This window comes from Hymenobacter ruber, assembly GCF_054783255.1.
On sequence record NZ_BAAGQX010000004.1, the window covers coordinates 541,210 to 559,018 of the forward strand.

Below are 17,809 nucleotides of genomic sequence, written 5' to 3' on the forward strand. Positions count from 1 at the left end.
GGAGCCGGTTAGACGAGCGGGGCGGGGGTGGGGTTGGGCTATTCTACTTTTCCCACGTCCCAGCCATCGTATAAATCAACACCATATTGGATGGCTAATTCATTAAAAGCAAGATTGCGCCTATGGAGCTTCTCGGGAGTGAGGGTATCTATTTTGGAAACTTGGAGTACCCAGTTACCATCATCTGCTTGGTGGAATTCTTCAATGCTATAAGAATGGTCTTCTAACTCTGTAAATATTTCCAGAAGTTTATTCTTGTCTTTGTCAATAAAAAAGAATCCCCACTTCAAAGCTGAGTTAACGTCCCATCCTTCCGCAGTCATTTTGCGAAACATATTCTTTATGGGTCCCAGCAGAGCATTCATTCTTTCTATTACTTCTCAATTTGAAGAACATCCTGTGACGCTTTGCTGGCGCGAGTTTCGTTGCGTTAAAATTGCGCCAGCAAAGGATTATTTATCACGGAATACAAGTACTTAATGTTCAATAAATAATTAATTGAGTGCCAATATAACTCGTAAAAAATATCAACTATCACATAATCTGTTGATTGTTATTGAAAATAAAGAAAAATAATATAAGCTATTAGCCACTCATTTTCAGCCATTCAGGCGCTGAATCTGTCGATTCAAAACGTTGGCTGGTCGATAAAATGAGCAACGCGGGTAATAATTCTCCCGTTTTCGAGGTTAGTAAGCCAGTAGCAAACCGCTACCGCTGGCGCAAAACGCCAGGTGCACGTACCACCATTACCACCTTTTTTTATGCTGCGTACCGCTCTGTTATTTTTCTGCATGTTGGGGTTCTTAGCCTCCGAATCTTACGCTGCGCCGGCCGTTTCGGCCACGTCGCGGCCCATCCACCGGCGCAAGCCTACTGCCGGTAATTACGTGCCGGTGTACCGCTACTACCGCGGCCACAGCAGCCAGAAAAGCGGCTTCTTTGGCCTGTTCAAGCATCGTTCCAAGGCCGCCAAGCGGCACGCCTCGGCTCCGCGGGTGATGCGGGGCGGCCGTCCGCACCGCACCATGTAGCGCGTGGCTTTCCCGAGAACTACTGATGCAAAAGGCTACTCCTGTTTACAGGAGTAGCCTTTTGCTTTTCGGGGAAATGAACAGGACCCAAAGCGGTTATGCCCAAGCCGTTGAAACGTGGCCATCGTGGCGGCCGTAGAGCCGTCGGCCTTTTGCCGCAATTGCTATGGATGATAATCTGCCCCTGCCGCCCAGCACCGGCGAGCCGCTCAGCCGCGTCGATGGCCGCCTGAAAGTGACCGGCCAGGCCCGCTACGCCGCTGAGCACGTTGTGCCGGGTTGCGTGCACGGTGTACTGGTGTGCAGTGCCATCGCCAAGGGCCGTATCAAGCGCTTGGATGTGGCGGCAGCGGGGAAAGCTCCCGGCGTACTAGCCATTGTCTCGCACCTGAACGCGCCCCAAGTGCCCGGCTACCAAAGCGCCGAAACCAACCACAACCCCCGCGTGGAAGGCCAGGAGTTTCGGGTGTTCTTCGACGACCAGGTGCATTTCAGCAACCAGCCCGTGGCGCTGGCCGTGGCCGAAACGCTGGAGCAGGCACAGTTTGCCGCGTCACTGATTCGGGTCGAATACGAAGCCGCCGCGCACCACACCAACCTGGCCCAGAACCTGGCCGCCAACCTTGCCCCCAAGAAAGAAGCCGAGTACCGCCGGGGCCAGCCCGATGCTTACAAAACGGCCCCCGTGCGCGTGGAGCAGGAGTACCGCACGCCCGTCCACGTGCACAACCCCATGGAAATGCACGCCGCTATTGCCCTGTGGGAGGGCGACAAGCTGACCGTGTACAACAAAACGCAGGGGCCGAAGCTGGCGCAGCAGGACTTGATGCGGATGTGGCAGCTGCCGGCCGAGCGCGTGCAGGTGCATTCGCCGTTCGTGGGCGGGGCGTTTGGGGGCTCGTCGCGCATCTGGCCGCCGGAAATGGCGGCCATTATCGCGGCCAAAAAAGTGGGCCGGCCGGTGAAGGTGATGGGCCGCCGCGACCAGGAGTTCAACATGGTGGGCTACCGGCCGCAGTCCATTCAGAAAATAAGCCTGGGTGCTACGCCCGATGGCACGCTGGTGGGCATCACGCACCAGGCCTACGGCATGACTTCACAGCACGAGCAGTTCGAGGAGCGCATCGTGCACCCCAGCAAGTCGGCCTACGCAGTGCCCAACCTCAACACTCGCTACCGCCTTGTGCCGCTCGATGTGAGCACGCCCTGCTGGACGCGCGGCCCCGGCGAAACCAGCGGCTCCTTTGCCCTCGAATGTGCTATGGACGAACTGGCCGAAGCTCTGGAAATGGACCCGCTGGCCCTGCGCCTGAAAAACTACGCCGACCGCGACCCCGAGAACGACAAGCCCTGGAGCAGCAAGCACCTGCGCGAGTGCTATGAGCGCGGGGCCGCCCTGTTCGGCTGGAGTAGGCGTACTCCCGCTCCGCGCTCCATGCGCACGCCCGATGGCCACCTGCTGGGCTGGGGCATGAGCACGGGCATCTACAAAGCCGAACGGAGCGCCGCCACCGCCCGCGCCCGCCTGCTGCCCGACGGTACCCTGCTGGTGCAAAGCGCCACCGCCGATACCGGCCCCGGCACCGCCACCATCATGACCCAGATTGCGGCTGACGCCAGCGGTGTGGCTCCGGCCAACATCCGGTTTGAGTTGGGCGACTCGGCCCTGCCCGAAGCGCCGCTACAGGCCGGCTCTCACACCGCGACGTCGGTGGGCTCGGCCGTACACGAGGTGTGCGCCGCGCTGAAGCAGCAATTGCTGGATTTGGCGCTGCACCTGCCCGGCAAGGTTCTGGGCAAAGTAGAAAAGCCGGATTTAACCACCGAAAACGGCTTTATTCATTCCAGCCGCAAGGGTGGTCGTCGCCTGAGCTATGGCGAGGTACTGAAGCAGCATCAATTGCCGGCTTTGGAAGTGATGCACAAAGCGGAAGAGTCGCCGGAAATGAAAAACTACTCGGGCAAGTCGTTTTGCGCCAGTTTTGTGGAAGTAGAGGTGCACCCGCTCACGCGGGCCGTGCGCGTGAGCCGCGTGGTAGCGGTGGTAGATGCGGGCCGGGTGCTGAACGCCAAAACGGCCCGCAGCCAGGTGCTGGGCTCGGTGGTATGGGGAATAGGCATGGCCCTGATGGAGGATGCCCGCCTCGACCACCGCTACGGCCGCATCGTGAACCGCGATTTGGCCGAGTACCACATCCCCGTGAACGCCGACATTCCTCAGATTGAGGTTGAATTCATTAACCAGCCCGACCCCACGCTCGACCCCATGGGAGCCAAAGGGCTGGGCGAAATCGGCTTGGTGGGCTTTGCTGCCGCCGTGGCCAACGCCGTGTACCACGCCACCGGCCGTCGCGTGCGTGAGCTGCCCATTACCGCGGATAAGCTGGTGTGATAGAGTAAGGGCAGTTTGCTATTTTTCTACCCCTAAAAAAACACCGCCCCGACCATCTGGCCGGGGCGGTGTTTTTTCCTCTATTGAAGCTGGCTTATTTGTCGGCTTTCACTTTGATTTTATCTCCGTCGGTCGATTTGGCTTTCATTTTCTTCACGTCCGAAGCATCCATGCCCATGCCGGGGCCACCGCCGCGGTTCATGCGGTCGGCCTGCATGGTGGTGTATTTGGTGTACTGGTCGGCGGTCAGCACTTCCTTGAACTGGGCGTCGTACTTGGCGCGGCCAGCCTGCATTTGCTCGCGCATTTGCTCGCGGTTGCCAGCGTCGCGGGCCTGGCCGCGCCTGGCCTGCATTTCCTGGCCGCGGGCCAGCAGAATTTGCTGCACTTTGGCGGTCTGGTCGGCATTCAGGCCCAGCTCTTGGGTCATGCGGTCGGCTTGGCGCTTAGCCATTTCATCGGGGTTGCCTTGCATACGGCCGCGGCCCTGCATGGCACCGGCGTCGGGGGAGGTCGTGGTGGTTTGGGCGGCGGCGGTGCCTACGGTGAGCGCACAAACAGCCAGCAAGGGAAACAGAAACTTTTTCATGGCAATGATTTAGGGAAGGTTGTTAAAACGAAAAGAAAACAGAAATAGGAAAAGAGTTGGCGCGAAAAAGCCCCGTTCCATAGAGGTTGAACGGGGCTTTTCGGACCATGGTTAGTGGCTAAGGTTTAGCGGCGGCCGTCGTAGCGGTGGGCGGCTTCCCAACGGGCCCGCTCCTGGGGCGATACGCGGTGGTTGCGGTCGTAGCCGTAGTTGAAATCTTTGCTGTTGCGGTCGTCCCGGGCATCGCGGCGGGCGTCTCGCAGGTCGCCTTTGGCATCCCGCAAGTCAGCTTTGGCTTCGCGGATATCGTCTTTGGCGTCGCGGCGGTCGTCTTTGTTGTCGCGGTGGGCGGCTTCCCAGCGTGCCCGTTCGGAAGCCGTTACGCGGTGGTTGCGGTCGTAGCCGTAGTTAAAGTCTTTGCTGTTGCGGTCGTCGTAGCGGTGGTCGAAGGGGCCGGCTGCAGCAAACGAAGCGGTTGAAGTAAAGAGGGCAGCGGCGGCGATGATGGAAAACAAGGAAGCTTTCATGATTTCTGAGTGAGGGGGAGTGGAAAATGGGGTGGAAGCAGTGGGCTCGGTTGCTGCAGGCAGCGGGCTCCGGAATGTGAGAATCGACTCATCCTGCCAGGGTATTTGCAAACCACCGGCCACATCACGCCCGGAAATAAAAAGGTGGACGGACGGGCCGGAAACCCCGACCAGAACGCCCACTTCGCGGACTGAAACCCCTATTTGAACAGGCCGAAAATGGTCATTCCGACGCCGGAGGAAGCTGAATTCCGTCTTTCAACGGGTTTATTCAGCTTCCTCCGGCGTCGGAATGACAGCCTGTATTACTCCACCAGCCCGAGCGTGCGGGTCAGCTTATTCTTCGGAATGGTAAAACGCAGGCTCTGGTCGCCTTTTCTCGACCGTTCGCGGCGGCGGTCCACCAGCGCCTGCACCTTGTTTTCGTCCTCGTTGCGCGAAAACAACACGCTGGCCGCGTCCGCAATCAGCGACACGGCGCGCGGCACCGGCACGCTTACCTGCTCATAGTCAGGGTCAGGCGGCGGCGGGGGCTGGGTTTGGGCCAGCGCCCCGCCAGCCCGCAGTAGCAGAAACGGAAGCAGAAAGGGTAATTTCCTGAGCGACATGGGCAGCGGATGGACACTGCAAAGATGCCGCAAAATGCCGCGCCGTTGCCCAGCTACCCCAGTTTTTCCTTGAATAATCGCAGAGTACGGTCCCAGGCCAGCTTGGCGGCTTCGGCGTTGTAGCGGGCGGGCGAAGTGTCGTTGTTGAAGGCGTGGTTCACGCCCTCGTACACGTACAGCTCGTACTTAGTGCCGGCCGCTTTCAGGGCCGCTTCGTAGGCCGGAATGCCGGCGTTGATGCGCTGGTCGAGGCCGCCGTAGTGCAGCATCACGGCCGCTTTTATCTGGGGCACCTCCTCGGGCTTGGGTTGCTGGCCGTAGTAGGCCACGGCAGCATTCAGCTTGGGGTCGTGCACGGCCAACTGGTTCACCAGGCCGCCGCCCCAGCAGAAACCCACCGCGCCCGTGCGGCCGTTGCAGTCGGGCCGGGCGCGCAGGTAATCCAGCGCCTTGAGGTAGTTATTGAGGTTTTTCACCGGGTCGAGCTGCCCAATGAGCTCGCGGCCTTTGTCCTCATCGGTCGGCGTGCCGCCCACTACCGACAGCGCATCCACGCCCAGGGCCAGGTAGCCAGCCTGGGCCACGCGCCGCGTCACGTCCTTGATGTGCGGCGTCAGCCCCCGGTTCTCGTGGATGACGACCACCGCGCCGCGTTTTTGCCGGCCCTTGGGGTGCACCAGGTAGCCGCGCACGGGGCTGCCATCGCCAATCCAGGTCACTTCCTCGGCTTCCAAATCATCGGCCTCAGGCGCGATGGTGGCCGCCGCTGCATAGCCCGGCTCCAGCACCGAAAGCGCCGTGAGGGCCAGCGCCGTACCGCCGGCCAGCTTTATCAGCCGGTCCATAAACTCCTTGCGGGTGAGCGGGGCGTGGGTGTACTCGTCGAAAAGATTAATGATGCGCTGGTCCATGAGGCTAAATGTAGGAGGTTTATGGCCTGATTTATTCTTCTTCGCGGTGCACCGTGTCGGGGCTGAAAGCCGGCACACAAATCGACCAGTATTCTACCTCCGCATCAAACGGATTGGAGTAGCGCACCCGCGCCCCGCCCTTAATCAGCAGCGCCTGGCCGGCTTGCAGCTCCACCACGTCGCCGTCGATTTCAAACCGCTTGCGGCCGCGCACCACAATCGTGATTTCATCGAACGTGGGCGTCTGGTGGGGCTCGCTCCAGTGCGGCGGGGCCACCATGTGGGCCAAGCTGTAAGCGGAGGTGCCGGTGCTGGCCCCGCCCACGTGCTCTTCAATGAGCTTGCCGTCGGTGGTGGGCACTACAAAAGGAGCGGGGTTGAGGACGTAGCGTTTTTCGGACATGGTTGGGGAATGGGGAGAAGTAAGTTGGAATTAAGATTATTGAAAAACGTCATGCTGAGCGCAGCCGAAGCATCTCTACCGCAATAGTAATTCAATCGTGAAAAAAGGATTTAGTGGTAGCACGCAAGATGCTTCGGCTACGCTCAGCATGACCGTCTTTTTGTGCTAAGTGCCGTCAACTTTTACGGCTTCAGCCTCTCCAGCAACTCAAAAAGCCGCGAATTGTATTTCCAGACAAAGAAGTAAGGCGTCTGCACCGCCCCGAAGCGCACGCGGATGCGCTCCACGCCCGGTAGCATGCTGCCTTCAAAGTCGAAGCAATCCAGCTTGAGCACCTCGCTGGCGTAGCGAATGCACTCCCAGGCCAGCAGCACGCCCGCGCCGCTGGCGCGCAGGGCCGGGTCGTCGCCGGCCAGCAGGAAATACGCCGTGGTGGCATCCCAAATCAAATACGCCACCGAATGCACCCGGCCGCCTTCATCCACGGCAAAAAACAGCTGCCGGGCCTCGGCCGCCGCCAGCGCCGCATCGAGCCGCCGGAACTGTGCAGCCGAATACGGCGCAGGCAAGCCCTGGCGGGTAAAGCTGAGCAGGTTGACGCGGTAAAACTCGTCCAGCGACAAATCGTGGACCAAACGCACTTTCTGGCGGGCCAGCCGGATATCGCGCCGGATACCAGTACTCAAGCCCGCTTCCACGCGCTGCAAATCGCGCAGCTGGTGCAGACGGTAGGTGTAAAAAGTAGTCTGCTTATACTGCTCCCAGTAGAAGGGCAGCCAGTTGGTGGCCGTCGGGTAGAAGTTCTGCTTGAACGCTGCAACGTCCGGCAGCTGCGCCATCAGCGCCTGTAGCAGTTCATGCTCCTTCGGCAGCCGGCCCCGGAACTCGGGCAGTACATACGGTCCCAGCCATTTCACGAAGGGCGGCATCGTGACGTACCGAAATGGGCCTTTCTGCTTAATGAAAAACGGCAACGCCGCCACCACGCGGCCTTTTTCCTCGGCCAGCACCACGTCCCAGGTGCCACCCTCGGCGCAGGCATCCAGGTACCACGGCTGCGCAAACACCGGCACGTCGGGCGCGGTGCGGCAGAAATCGTGGTAGCGGGCTTTGGCGGACATCAACGGACTGATTTACTTGACCGGAGCGGTGGCGCAGGGGCCGGGCGTGGTGGTGCGGACGCCCGCGTTGGTGGCCGCACAGAGGTTGGGGTAGGTCTTGCCGTCGCAGCCACACACGGGGTCATAGTTCATGGGACAGATGCCCTGCGGGTTGATTTTGCTCGCGTCGATGCAGTCGGCAGCGGTGGCCGTGGGCACGGCGTGGCGCTGGCAGGAAGCCGCGCTCAGCAGCAGGGCCGTACCCCAAATCCAATGCTTTATCATAGTGCCAGAAACTAGGAAAGGGGCGAAGCTACACCGCCCGCCGGGGATTTGGCCCCGCCCGTAAAGCCGGATATCGAGGAATCCGAATGTCCGCAGGAAAATTTGCCGCCAAGCTCAACCCCCGACGGAGCGTTTCGTATAGTCAGCCAGAACCAAACGCCGCCGCAAACAAAACACTTGGTTTTGAATTCGGCCCCGCGTTGCTCTAAACGAACTTTCACCCCCATTCACCCTTCATTACCCTACACCATGTCGTACCACGAAGAAGACAACAACGCCGGTAAAATCCTTTTAGCTGCTCTCGCCGGTGCCGGTGCTGGCATTATTGCCGGTATGCTGCTGGCTCCCGATAAAGGTTCGGCCACCCGTGAAAATTGGAAAGGCGTGGCCTCCAAATACAGCGGCCAGCTCGGCGAGCAAGCCACCAAGCTGGGCTCCGACCTCGAAAATAAATTCAAAGAATACGCTGGCAAGCTGGAAGACATGGGCGTGACCCTGCCCGGCAGCAGCCTGAAAATCAAAGGCAACTGGGACGACATCAAAGGCAAGCTGAAGCAGCAGTATGCGCAGCTGACCGATGAGGACCTGACCTACGCCGAAGGCAAAGGCGACGAGCTGGTTGGCAAACTGCAGGACAAGCTTGGCAAAGGCAAAGCCGAAATCACCAAAATGCTGAACGACATGTAATCTGGCTTTCAGCCCGATTATTTAAAGCCCCGTGCCGCAAGGTGCGGGGCTTTTTTGCGGCCCCAACCACCCGGGCCGCTTTCCCGTTAGCGAATAATCAATTACTTCCATTTTCCTGCAAAACCCATGAAAGACGACAAAGGCAAAGTCATTTTCTCGCTCATCGCCGGGGCTACCGCCGGCATCGTGGCCGGCCTGCTGCTGGCCCCCGAAACCGGCGACGATACCCGCTCCAACCTGCGCAAATCAGCCGCCAAATGGGCCGGCGACCTCAGCAAGCTGGCCACCGACACCCTGGCCAAAGTGCAGGGCCAGCCCACCGCCGGCCACACCAACCCCGACGCCGCTGTGAGCGAAGACAAGCAGACCGCCGACCGCCTGCTGCAAGGTCTGAGCACCGGCACGCCCTCCACCGCCCACACCCATAACGAGGATAACCCCGACTACGACGGTTTTGGCGACGACACCCGCCATCAGCCCAACCTGTAAGATGCCCGAATTTTATTTGAGCGCAGCGTAACCCGCTCCCATTCAGCTTCGTAAAACTCCCTACAATCGCCTTGAAAGAAGGCCGAAAATATTGACAGTAAGATTGCCGGCCGTAGGAGCTTCTACTGAAATTGGTCAAACAACTCGGTAGTAAAATCAGACGTTCCATCGCAAATTTCTGGCAAGAAAAGCGGTTTGAAGGGTAGGGAGATTGTAAAAAGAAAAGCCCCGCACGACATTTCGTGCGGGGCTTTTCCGATTTTAGGCCGTTTCTGGCTTACTTCTCCTCGTGCTTCTCTTTTTGCACGTTTTCCGGCTTCATCTGCGGGAAAAACAGCACGTCCTGAATCGAGGGCGAGTTGGTCATAATCATGCTCAGGCGGTCGATGCCGATGCCCAGGCCGGCCGTGGGCGGCATGCCGTACTCGATGGCGCGCAGGAAGTCCTCATCCAGCACCATGGCCTCGGTATCGCCGCGCTTGCCCAGCTCCAGCTGGTCCTCGAAGCGCTGGCGCTGGTCGATGGGGTCGTTGAGCTCGGAGAAAGCGTTGCAGATTTCCTTGCCGTTGCACACGGCCTCGAAACGCTCTACCAGACCCGGACGGTCGCGGTGCTTCTTGGCCAGCGGCGACATTTCCACCGGATAGTCGGTGATGAACGTGGGTTGGATGAGCTTGGGCTCCACATGCTCACCAAAAATCTCGTCGATGAGCTTGGATTTGCCCATGCTGGGGTCCACGTGTACGTTCAGCTCCTGGGCGGTGGCGCGCAGGGCTGCTTCGTCCATCTCGCCAATGGCCTTGCCGGTGTACTTCTCAATGGCCTCGAACATGGTGTAGCGCTGCCAGGGCCGCTGGAAGTTGATGACGTTCGGACCCACCTGTACCTCGGTTTTGCCGTGCAGGGCCAGGGCCACGCGCTCCACCATTTCTTCAACCAGGTCCATCATCCAAGCGTAGTCCTTGTAGGCCACGTAGAGTTCCATCTGGGTGAACTCCGGGTTGTGGAAGCGCGACATGCCTTCGTTGCGGAAGTCCTTGCTGAACTCGTACACGCCATCGAACCCGCCCACAATCAGGCGCTTGAGGTACAGCTCGTTGGCAATGCGCAGGTACAGCGTCATGTCCAGCGTGTTGTGGTGCGTGGTGAAGGGCCGCGCCGCCGCGCCGCCGTACAGCGGCTGCAGAATCGGGGTTTCGACCTCCAGATAGCCCTTGTCGTTCAGGAAATTGCGCATCGACTGCACCAGCTGCGTGCGCTTGATGAAGGTGTCGCGCACCTGCGGGTTCACGGCCAGGTCCACGTAGCGCTGGCGGTAGCGCTGCTCGGGGTCGGTGAAGGCGTCGTAGGTTACGGTTTCGCCGGTGGCTTCGTCCTTCTGGGTTTTCACCACGGGCAGCGGGCGCAGGGCTTTCGAGAGCAGTTTCAGCTCCGTCACGTGCACCGAGGTTTCGCCCACCTGCGTCTTGAACACGTGGCCTTTCACGCTGATGAAGTCGCCCAAATCGAGCAGCTTCTTGAACACCACGTTGTACAGCGTCTTGTCCTCGCCGGGGCAGATTTCGTCCCGGTTGATGTAGAGCTGAATGCGGCCGGTGGTGTCCATCAGCTCGGCGAACGAGGCTTTGCCCATCACCCGCGACGACATCAGCCGCCCGGCCAGCGTCACGTCCTGGAAGTTATTAAGCTCGGGATGATAGTTGTCGTGGATTTCCTTGGCGTAAAACGTCACGTCCACCAGAGCCGACGGGTACGCTTCGATGCCCAGCTTTTCCAGTTCTTCGAGTTTCTGACGGCGCAGGATTTCTTGTTCGCTGAGGTGTTGCATAAAGTATTCTGAACCACGGATTGGCTCGGATTCCACGGACTTTGTGGACGATTCCAGCGAGCCAATCGGAACACTTAGAGGCCAAGTGCTCAGACGCGGTAAGTAAAAAGTGAACCACAAAAGTACGGCGCGAAAAAGCCGCTCCGAAACCGGAGCGGCTTTCCGCTATTATTTACATCTACAAAATCCGAGGAATCCGAAAAATCCGAGCGAACCGAAGGTCGGCGAAGCCAATCTGTGGTTTAGGCAGCCATACGGTATTGCGTGGCTTCGGCGGCAATGGCCGGGGCGCTGGGCGGGGTAGGGGCCAGCACCGGCTCGACGCGGGTACGCAACCGCTCCTGCACGAAGCCAGACTGCAAATGCAGCGGCAGCTCGGCCACCAGCTGGCGGTAACGCTCCAGGCCCAGAGCCTTGGCTACATAAGTTTCGTGCACGCCGTTGAGGTAGCTCACAATGTTGAGCAATGAAGCGTGGAAGAGCCGGAAGTCGATATCGGCCTCCACGTAGCGCTCAATCTCGCGGCTGGTTTGCGAAATGCGCAGGCGGCCCAGCAGGTCGAAAATGGTGGTATAGCCCAGGCGCCAAGTAATCTGCTGCCAGTGCGACGCCGTCCACTTGTCCAGCGGGCGGCCGGTTTTCTGGCTGCGAATGGCCGTGTTGGGGTTGGCCTGCACCTGAGCGCGGGTCCACTGCGCCTTCATCTTGCGCGTGGTGCGCAGGAACTGGCCTACCTGAGCCTGAGCGTCAATCTCCTTACTGGCAATGTGCAGCCCGGCCTTGTAGCCCGCCAGCGGCAAGCGGTGAATGCTGAAGTCGCCGTAAGCCCCGGCCGCGTAAAATGAAACCGGGCGCGGGTAGGCATTCTTCACCACCAGCCGGCCCACCTCGCGGCGCATTAGCTGGCCGTTGTTCGAGCGCACCCCGGTGGTGTACAGGAATGCCTGCAGGCCCGACCAGATGGCGTGGTACGCCTGCGGGAACGTCCAGTGCAGGGCATTGCGCAGGAAGTTGTCGTCACCCAGCTCGGCCGTGGCACGCAGCGCGTACTCGGTGCTCCAGCTGGTGTGCAGCAGCTTGGTGAGTGCAGCCACGTCGGCGTCGTTCAACTCAGCCGAGTGGCTGCGGAAGAACGGCAGGTTCTGCAAGCCGCCGAGGGCGTCGTCGTTTTCCTGAATGTGATAGTTGATGGCGAAGAAGTAGTTGAGGAAAACCTGCGCCGGGATTGATTTGCGCCAGGTTTCATCAGCTAGCTTCTGCTGTTGCTCATCGACGATAGCAGCTACCGACGGGTTGAGCGGGATGATGCGGGTTTCCTCTTGAGTAGTCATGCCAGATAAACAGCAAGAGGCATGCTTTTAGTTGCCTGTTTGCTAATTTTTTTGACAAAATTTACTAAAGTAATTTGCATTGATAATCAATCAGTTATTGGGCTATGTATGAGATTTTTTCAAGTGCATTATGATAGGATGTTTACTAACAGGGTTGACCAGCCGAAATCAAGACCTAAAAAAGCCTCCGCTTCAAGTGAGGCGGAGGCTTCTCGGGCTATTGCTAAAGCTGGTAGCGGCAGAACCGCTCCATCATCAGACACTACTTTATCTCGTCCTGAATCACCGCTACGGCCTCGCCGATGGTAATATCCTTCTTCAGGCTCTTGGTGAAGCGGGCGGCCCGGTTCACTTTCACCGTATCGCCTCCCACAGCGCGCACATCGGCGGCCAGAGGCGAGAAAGCCAGGGCGGTGCTGGTCTTTTGTGCAGCTTCGTAGCGGTCCGAAATAGCTTTCGACTCCTGTTGCTCGGCGCGGTAGGCGCTGAGTTTGAGCGAAACCGTGGTTTCGTCCTTGCGCTTGCGCATGCTCTTCACCATCTCATCCATCACTTTAAAGCTAGGATTAGTGGCTACGCGGGCCTTGCTGTCGGCACGCAGCTTGTCAAGCGACGGTGCGGCATCCCAGGTGCGGTAACGAGCGGGCTGAATCTCATCCCATTTCAGCGGATAGTCCGACTCTTTTTCGCCCTCATCGAGGTACGAATACAAGTCCGGCACCACAATGTCAGAAGCCACGCCTTTGAACTGAGTCGAGCCCCCATTCACACGGTAGAATTTCTGAGTGGTGAGTTTGAGCGAGCCAATGGGCTTCACGCTATTGAGTTCGGAAGGCAGGGCTTCGTCAAGGTCGAAGATACGCTGCACCGTGCCCTTGCCGTAAGTGCTGGTCGAGCCCATAATTACACCACGGTGGTAGTCCTGAATGGCTGCCGCCAGAATCTCGGAAGCCGAGGCGCTGTACTTGTTCACCAGCAGCACCAGCGGGCCGCTGTACTGCACGCGGGGGTCGTTGTCGGTCAGCACCTGGGTGTGGCCCTGGCCGTCGCGCACCTGCACCATGGGGCCGCTGGGCATAAATAAGCCCGCCATTGAAACGGCGTCGCTCAACGAACCGCCGCCGTTGAAGCGCAGGTCCATCACGATGCCTTTCACACCTTCGGCATTCAGCTTGGCCAGCTCCTTCTTCACATCATCCGACGAGCTACGGCCGCCGTTGTCGTTGAAGTCGGCATAGAAGCCGGGCAGACGCAGGTAGCCGATTTTCTGGCCTTTGTCGGTGATAATCGACGACTGCGCATACTTGTCTTCCACCACCACGATGTCACGGATAATCGGAATAATCTTGGTGCTGCCGTCCGGCTTTTTCACCGTCAGACGCACTTCCGAACCTTTTTTGCCCCGAATCAAGGTCACCGCTTTGGTCGTGTGCCAGCCTTCGATGCTTACCGGCTCGGCCGCGCCCTGGGCCACGCGCAGAATGGCGTCGCCCTTTTTCAAATCACCCTGCCGGGCCGAAGCCGAGCCGGGCATGATTTCCTCAATATAAATCAGGCCGTCCTTTTCGCGCAGCGTAGCCCCGATGCCTTCAAAGCGGCCGGTCATTTCGTAGTCGAAATCCTCTTTGGCTTTGGGGGCGAAATACTCCGTGTGCGGGTCGTAAGTATTGGCAATGGTGTTGGCGTAAGTCGCCAGCCGCTCATTAGCGTCGGTGTCGTTGATTTCGTCGAACTGGTCGTCGTAGTATTTCAGCACGCGTTTGCGTGCTTCGGCTTCCATCTGGGCGGGGGTGCGCACAGGCTCGGCGGCAGTGGGGGCCGAGGCATCGGCGGCGGCGGGCGCGGCGGTAGCGCCGCTGGGCTTGGCTTCCTTGGCTTTTTCCTGCGCTTCCATCATCTCCGAAACGCGGGTTAGGGTTTCGTACTTCAGCAGCTTGCGCCACAGCTCGCGCTGGGCTGCCTTGTCGGCCGGAAAGGCAGCTTTCTCAAAATCAGTCTGGAAGGTTTCGTCCGTCGTGAAATCGAAGGGCTTGGCCAGAATGTCGCGGTACAGGCCCTGCATTTCCTTGGTACGCTCGGCCATCAGCTTGGTGCTGAGGTCGAGAAATTCGTGGGTGCCGTTCTTCACCTCGTCATCAATCTGCGTCTGATAGCGGCGCAACTGGTCCACGTCGCTGGCCAGCAGGAACTGCTTGCGGTAGTCGAGGTGCTTCAAGTACAGGTCGAACACGCGCTTGGAGAAAGCGTCGTCAACTTTTTCGGGCTGGTAATGGGCCGCCGATAAGCCCTGCAACATGGTGCCGATGAGCACCTGGTCCTTGCTCGGTGCCGCCGAGTCGGCCCGGCGGAACAGCCGGTACGAAGCCAGAACAAACACAGCTGCCACCAAAAAAGCGTACAGCCCGACCTTCAAGCGGGGAAATGACATCTGCTAAAAATAAAAAACGGGATGAAAATCAAATATACGGAGATTGCCAGGCAACGCGAGCCCGAAATCCCTGCCGCAAAAACGCCCTTGCGGGGGGAATAAGTGCCCGGTTTTGTAAATGGTTGCCAATAAGCTCCTACCAGTCTACAAACTCACTAAACTGACCTAAGGTTGCAATAAAAAAGCCTTTCCCAGACGGGAAAGGCTTTTTTGATGACTAACAGGCCGGAACCTGCGACGAGACTAGTACTTGTAAATCTTGTCGCCGTTGTTGCGGCGGAACTCGTCTTCGAAGTATTTGGCATCCTCGGCGTTGCGGGGCTTCACACCCATCACAATGCCACCGTTTTTAATGCCGGTTTCGTACTCAGCAGCGTGCTCCTCGGGGATGCCCGAGCCTACCAGGGCACCTACCAAGCCACCCGTGAGGCCACCAGCACCAGCACCAGCCAGAGCAGCAGCCAGCGGGCCGGCAATAATCAGGCCCAGGCCGGGCAGAGCTACCGAAGTACCGATGGCGGCAATGGCGCCGATGATAGCACCAGCCGTGCCACCGATGGCCGAGCCTACGCCGGCACCTTCCATGGCTTTGTCGCCGAGGTCGGTATGCGCGGTGTCGTCACCGAAGTGGGTTTTGCGGGTTTCGTCCGACATGAGCAGGTTCACGTCGTCTTTGCCGTAGCCGCGCGAATGCAGGGCGCTGTAGGCTTTCTCGGCGCTGGTCCGGTCGCGGAACATGCCGCTCATCGTGCTGCCATCGCGGTAAGGCTCGCCGGTTACGGCGTGGGCAGCGCTGTCGGCCGTGTTCTGCACGCCATCAATGGCGCGGCCTACTACAGCTCCGGGGGTGCCGGCAATGGCCGCGCCTTTGGCAGTAGCGCTGAAATCGTCGCCGTCAACGGCGTTGGAAACGCTGGCTCCCGAAGAAGAAGAAACGCCCGTGCCCGACGTAGAGCCGGTACCTGCATTGTAGCTGGTGCCTTCGTTGCTCAGGCCGGTGCTATTGCCCATGCCGGTGCCGGTGTTCTGAGTGCCGTAGTTAGAGCCTGCGCCGGTGCCAGTGTTTTGCGGGTTGTTCGAATCGTTGGTGTTCATGGGAAGGGAATGGAATGTGAGAGTGAAAACCAGTCATAGCGGCTGGAATATGTCCCTTCAACGGGGGCACCTTGACGGGGGTTGCGGCAAGCCCGAATTCTATTCCTTCTTCTTTCTATACTAACTACCGGGCATAAGAAAACAGTGCACTCATAGAGCAAGGTGCTCATAATGAATGCACTGCCGTTGAATTATTTTTTAGGGCAAATCAGGAAAATTTCTGAAAATTTGCCTCGTCACGCCAGAATTCCCGGCAGTCGCGGATGAGATTTTTAAGGAAATCCTCGTCCTGTTTTAGGCTGCGCCATTCGCCCATCCCCAGCTTCTCGCAGAGCTTGTAAAAGTTGTCGCCCTGGCCTTTCGAGCCCTGCACTTTCACTAGCGCGCTCAGGGGCGGGCGGCCGGCTTCGTGCTCGGTGGCGGAGATTTCGGCCAGCATTTCGTTGAGCCGGGATTTTTCGTGTGAAATATCCAGATTGAGTCCCAATTCGGCTTCCTGTACCAGTGTAAGGTAGCTCACGGTGCCGGTTTGAAGCCGGGAATAACGAATTAAATACGTGCGAATACGACCAATCATGGCAGGGTTACAAGTGAACAAAAAACCGTTTTGGGGCTGAAAATTAACGATTTTTAACTGCCTAATGCAAGCCGCTGGCAATGTTACTAACCAATAATTTCCAACCCCGCGGCTTTTCTCATGCCACAATCGTTCCTAAATTCTTAAGACGCCCTTTCAGACCCCACAGACAGGCTTTTTTAGACTGCTTCCAGACGCAAAAATCAAGTGCGCGACTTACAAAATTATTGCTTTTTGCAACTACAGATTTCCTTCAGAATTACTGCCCTTTGCGGCGACGAATTTCCTTTTGAATGAGCAAAAATTCCCGGCTGCTCTGGCCCGCGATGGCAGTATTTTCGTCGGCACGGCGCAGCAGGTAGGGCATCACGGCGGCTACGGGGCCGTAGGGCAGGTACTTGGCGGTGTTGTAGCCGGCGTTGGCCAGGTTGTAGGTGAGGTTGTCGCTCATGCCGTAGAGCTGGGCAAACCACACGCGCGGGTCGTTGGGCGCGATGTGGGCCTGCTGCATGAGCTGGGTGAGCAGCAGCGAGCTGGCCTCGTTGTGCGTGCCGGCGCAAATGCTGATGCGGTCGATGTGGTCGATGCAGTAGCGCAGGCTTTCGTCGTAGAGGTCGTCGGTGGCCTGCTTGGTGGGGTTGATGGGGTTTTGATAGCCGCGCTGCTTGGCCACGCGGGCTTCTTTTTCCATGTAGGCGCCGCGTACCAGCTTGGCGCCCATATAGTAGCCGGCTTCGGCGGCGTGGTCATGGGCAGCTTGCAGGGCCTCGAGCCGGTCGCGCCGGTAGAGTTGGTACGTATTCCACACAATGGCTTTCTCGCGGTTGTACTTGGCCATCATGTCGTAAGCCAGCAGGTCGATGGTGTGCTGGAACCAGCTTTCTTCTGCATCGACAAACAGGCGCACGCCGTGCTGGTGGGCGCGGGCGCACAGGGCCTCTACGCGGGCCACGGCGCGGGTATGGGCGGCTTCCTCGGCAGGGGTGAGGAGCTGGCCGGCCTGGATTTTTTCGAGAATGGCCACATCGGCCACGCCCGTTACTTTGAAGACGGAGAACGGGATGTGGCTGGAGCGGTGGGCCTCGTCGATGGTGGCCAGGATTTCGTCGCGGGTGCGGTCGTAGCTCTGGTCGCTGCCTTCGCCTTCCACCGAGTAGTCGAGGATGGTACCGATGTTGTATTTGCCCAATTCTGCGGTCACGGGGCGGCATTCGGCAATGGTTTCACCGCCGCAGAACTGCTCGAAAATGCTGTGCTTGATGAGGAATTTGGTGCCGGGAATTCCCCACTTGAGGGCCGCTTTCATGAGGCCGCTGCCGGTTTTCACGAGGCTGCCGTTGTTCATGGCGGCGAACAGGGCATACACCTTGCGCAGCTGCGCATCGGACTTGGACGCGAAGGCGACGCGGGTATCTTCGAAGGAAACGGGCGGGGCCTGGGTAGGGGGGGCAATGGACATAAGCTGCAACTTAAAAGCGTGGGAATTGGGCGGGGTGGGAATGGGGCGCGAAGGTAGAAAGCAAAC

Annotated in this window: 18 protein-coding genes; 4 read left to right on the forward strand and 14 right to left on the reverse strand. The window is 58.8% G+C overall.

From position 1 onward, the window contains the following. Positions 1–38: 38 nt before the first annotated feature. Positions 39–365 carry a ribonuclease E inhibitor RraB gene (locus ACYVM5_RS12865; RefSeq protein ID WP_460618514.1) on the reverse strand — a complete coding sequence of 109 codons (327 nt, stop codon included), beginning with the start codon at positions 363–365 and terminating at the stop codon, positions 39–41. 399 nt (positions 366–764) lie between these two features. Here ACYVM5_RS12865 and ACYVM5_RS12870 point away from each other — a divergent pair, with 399 nt between their 5' ends. Both ACYVM5_RS12870 and ACYVM5_RS12875 read left to right on the forward strand, forming a co-directional pair. Then, positions 765–1,034, forward strand: coding sequence for a hypothetical protein (locus tag ACYVM5_RS12870; RefSeq protein WP_460618515.1), 270 nt, complete (start codon positions 765–767; stop codon positions 1,032–1,034). A gap of 166 nt (positions 1,035–1,200) precedes the next feature. Then, a complete protein-coding gene (locus tag ACYVM5_RS12875) occupies positions 1,201–3,426 on the forward strand; it encodes a xanthine dehydrogenase family protein molybdopterin-binding subunit (RefSeq protein WP_460618516.1) in 2,226 nt (741 codons plus the stop codon). Between the two features lie 94 nt (positions 3,427–3,520). Here the strand turns inward: ACYVM5_RS12875 and ACYVM5_RS12880 are convergent, their stop codons facing one another. From ACYVM5_RS12880 to ACYVM5_RS12910, 7 genes are all read right to left on the reverse strand, one after another. Next, positions 3,521–4,015 (reverse strand): hypothetical protein, encoded by a 495-nt coding sequence (locus ACYVM5_RS12880; RefSeq protein WP_460618517.1) that lies wholly within the window; start codon positions 4,013–4,015, stop codon positions 3,521–3,523. A 125-nt stretch (positions 4,016–4,140) separates the two neighbouring features. Next, on the reverse strand, positions 4,141–4,542 hold the full coding sequence (locus ACYVM5_RS12885) for a hypothetical protein (protein ID WP_460618518.1): 402 nt from the start codon (positions 4,540–4,542) through the stop codon (positions 4,141–4,143). Between the two features lie 305 nt (positions 4,543–4,847). After that, entirely contained in the window at positions 4,848–5,150 is a 303-nt protein-coding gene (locus ACYVM5_RS12890) for a hypothetical protein (RefSeq protein ID WP_460618519.1), read from the reverse strand. 53 nt (positions 5,151–5,203) lie between these two features. Then, positions 5,204–6,061 carry a dienelactone hydrolase family protein gene (locus ACYVM5_RS12895; protein WP_460618520.1) on the reverse strand — a complete coding sequence of 286 codons (858 nt, stop codon included), beginning with the start codon at positions 6,059–6,061 and terminating at the stop codon, positions 5,204–5,206. 31 nt (positions 6,062–6,092) lie between these two features. After that, positions 6,093–6,464, reverse strand: a complete 372-nt coding sequence (locus tag ACYVM5_RS12900) for a cupin domain-containing protein (protein WP_460618521.1) — start codon at positions 6,462–6,464, stop codon at positions 6,093–6,095. A 182-nt stretch (positions 6,465–6,646) separates the two neighbouring features. Beyond that, a complete protein-coding gene (locus tag ACYVM5_RS12905) occupies positions 6,647–7,585 on the reverse strand; it encodes a GNAT family N-acetyltransferase (RefSeq protein ID WP_460618522.1) in 939 nt (312 codons plus the stop codon). 12 nt (positions 7,586–7,597) lie between these two features. Next, a complete protein-coding gene (locus ACYVM5_RS12910) occupies positions 7,598–7,849 on the reverse strand; it encodes a Kazal-type serine protease inhibitor family protein (RefSeq protein ID WP_460618523.1) in 252 nt (83 codons plus the stop codon). Between the two features lie 249 nt (positions 7,850–8,098). On the opposite strand from ACYVM5_RS12910, the gene ACYVM5_RS12915 reads away from it, so the two are divergent. After that, on the forward strand, positions 8,099–8,536 hold the full coding sequence (locus tag ACYVM5_RS12915) for a CsbD family protein (protein WP_460618524.1): 438 nt from the start codon (positions 8,099–8,101) through the stop codon (positions 8,534–8,536). A gap of 126 nt (positions 8,537–8,662) precedes the next feature. Then, complete coding sequence (locus tag ACYVM5_RS12920) at positions 8,663–9,025, forward strand: YtxH domain-containing protein (RefSeq protein WP_460618525.1); 363 nt, start codon at positions 8,663–8,665, stop codon at positions 9,023–9,025. A gap of 277 nt (positions 9,026–9,302) precedes the next feature. Here the strand turns inward: ACYVM5_RS12920 and lysS are convergent, their stop codons facing one another. From lysS to ACYVM5_RS12950, 6 genes are all read right to left on the reverse strand, one after another. Next, a complete protein-coding gene (gene lysS / locus ACYVM5_RS12925) occupies positions 9,303–10,853 on the reverse strand; it encodes a lysine--tRNA ligase (protein ID WP_460618526.1) in 1,551 nt (516 codons plus the stop codon). A 242-nt stretch (positions 10,854–11,095) separates the two neighbouring features. Beyond that, positions 11,096–12,184: a hypothetical protein gene (locus tag ACYVM5_RS12930; protein ID WP_460618527.1), complete on the reverse strand. Its 1,089-nt coding sequence runs from the start codon at positions 12,182–12,184 to the stop codon at positions 11,096–11,098. A gap of 262 nt (positions 12,185–12,446) precedes the next feature. Next, positions 12,447–14,612 carry a carboxy terminal-processing peptidase gene (locus tag ACYVM5_RS12935; RefSeq protein ID WP_460618528.1) on the reverse strand — a complete coding sequence of 722 codons (2,166 nt, stop codon included), beginning with the start codon at positions 14,610–14,612 and terminating at the stop codon, positions 12,447–12,449. Positions 14,613–14,855: 243 nt separating this feature from the next. After that, positions 14,856–15,707 (reverse strand): hypothetical protein, encoded by an 852-nt coding sequence (locus ACYVM5_RS12940; RefSeq protein ID WP_460618529.1) that lies wholly within the window; start codon positions 15,705–15,707, stop codon positions 14,856–14,858. A 208-nt stretch (positions 15,708–15,915) separates the two neighbouring features. Further along, the gene (locus ACYVM5_RS12945) at positions 15,916–16,284 is read right to left on the reverse strand and encodes a hypothetical protein (RefSeq protein WP_460618530.1); all 369 of its coding nucleotides are present in this window, start codon (positions 16,282–16,284) and stop codon (positions 15,916–15,918) included. A gap of 259 nt (positions 16,285–16,543) precedes the next feature. After that, a complete protein-coding gene (locus ACYVM5_RS12950) occupies positions 16,544–17,743 on the reverse strand; it encodes a proline dehydrogenase family protein (protein ID WP_460618531.1) in 1,200 nt (399 codons plus the stop codon). Positions 17,744–17,809 lie beyond the last annotated feature (66 nt).

What these genes read in the sequence shown, in the direction of transcription:
- ACYVM5_RS12920 (WP_460618525.1), top strand. Translation starts at nt 8,663, where the DNA reads ATGAAAGACGACAAAGGCAAAGTCATTTTCTCGCTCATCGCCGGGGCT.
- ACYVM5_RS12910 (WP_460618523.1), bottom strand. Translation starts at nt 7,849, where the DNA reads ATGATAAAGCATTGGATTTGGGGTACGGCCCTGCTGCTGAGCGCGGCT.
- ACYVM5_RS12930 (WP_460618527.1), bottom strand. Translation starts at nt 12,184, where the DNA reads ATGACTACTCAAGAGGAAACCCGCATCATCCCGCTCAACCCGTCGGTA.
- lysS (WP_460618526.1), bottom strand. Translation starts at nt 10,853, where the DNA reads ATGCAACACCTCAGCGAACAAGAAATCCTGCGCCGTCAGAAACTCGAA.
- ACYVM5_RS12950 (WP_460618531.1), bottom strand. Translation starts at nt 17,743, where the DNA reads ATGTCCATTGCCCCCCCTACCCAGGCCCCGCCCGTTTCCTTCGAAGAT.
- ACYVM5_RS12885 (WP_460618518.1), bottom strand. Translation starts at nt 4,542, where the DNA reads ATGAAAGCTTCCTTGTTTTCCATCATCGCCGCCGCTGCCCTCTTTACT.
- ACYVM5_RS12870 (WP_460618515.1), top strand. Translation starts at nt 765, where the DNA reads ATGCTGCGTACCGCTCTGTTATTTTTCTGCATGTTGGGGTTCTTAGCC.
- ACYVM5_RS12900 (WP_460618521.1), bottom strand. Translation starts at nt 6,464, where the DNA reads ATGTCCGAAAAACGCTACGTCCTCAACCCCGCTCCTTTTGTAGTGCCC.
- ACYVM5_RS12935 (WP_460618528.1), bottom strand. Translation starts at nt 14,612, where the DNA reads ATGTCATTTCCCCGCTTGAAGGTCGGGCTGTACGCTTTTTTGGTGGCA.
- ACYVM5_RS12865 (WP_460618514.1), bottom strand. Translation starts at nt 365, where the DNA reads ATGAATGCTCTGCTGGGACCCATAAAGAATATGTTTCGCAAAATGACT.
- ACYVM5_RS12940 (WP_460618529.1), bottom strand. Translation starts at nt 15,707, where the DNA reads ATGAACACCAACGATTCGAACAACCCGCAAAACACTGGCACCGGCGCA.
- ACYVM5_RS12880 (WP_460618517.1), bottom strand. Translation starts at nt 4,015, where the DNA reads ATGAAAAAGTTTCTGTTTCCCTTGCTGGCTGTTTGTGCGCTCACCGTA.
- ACYVM5_RS12915 (WP_460618524.1), top strand. Translation starts at nt 8,099, where the DNA reads ATGTCGTACCACGAAGAAGACAACAACGCCGGTAAAATCCTTTTAGCT.
- ACYVM5_RS12890 (WP_460618519.1), bottom strand. Translation starts at nt 5,150, where the DNA reads ATGTCGCTCAGGAAATTACCCTTTCTGCTTCCGTTTCTGCTACTGCGG.
- ACYVM5_RS12905 (WP_460618522.1), bottom strand. Translation starts at nt 7,585, where the DNA reads ATGTCCGCCAAAGCCCGCTACCACGATTTCTGCCGCACCGCGCCCGAC.
- ACYVM5_RS12875 (WP_460618516.1), top strand. Translation starts at nt 1,201, where the DNA reads ATGGATGATAATCTGCCCCTGCCGCCCAGCACCGGCGAGCCGCTCAGC.
- ACYVM5_RS12945 (WP_460618530.1), bottom strand. Translation starts at nt 16,284, where the DNA reads ATGATTGGTCGTATTCGCACGTATTTAATTCGTTATTCCCGGCTTCAA.
- ACYVM5_RS12895 (WP_460618520.1), bottom strand. Translation starts at nt 6,061, where the DNA reads ATGGACCAGCGCATCATTAATCTTTTCGACGAGTACACCCACGCCCCG.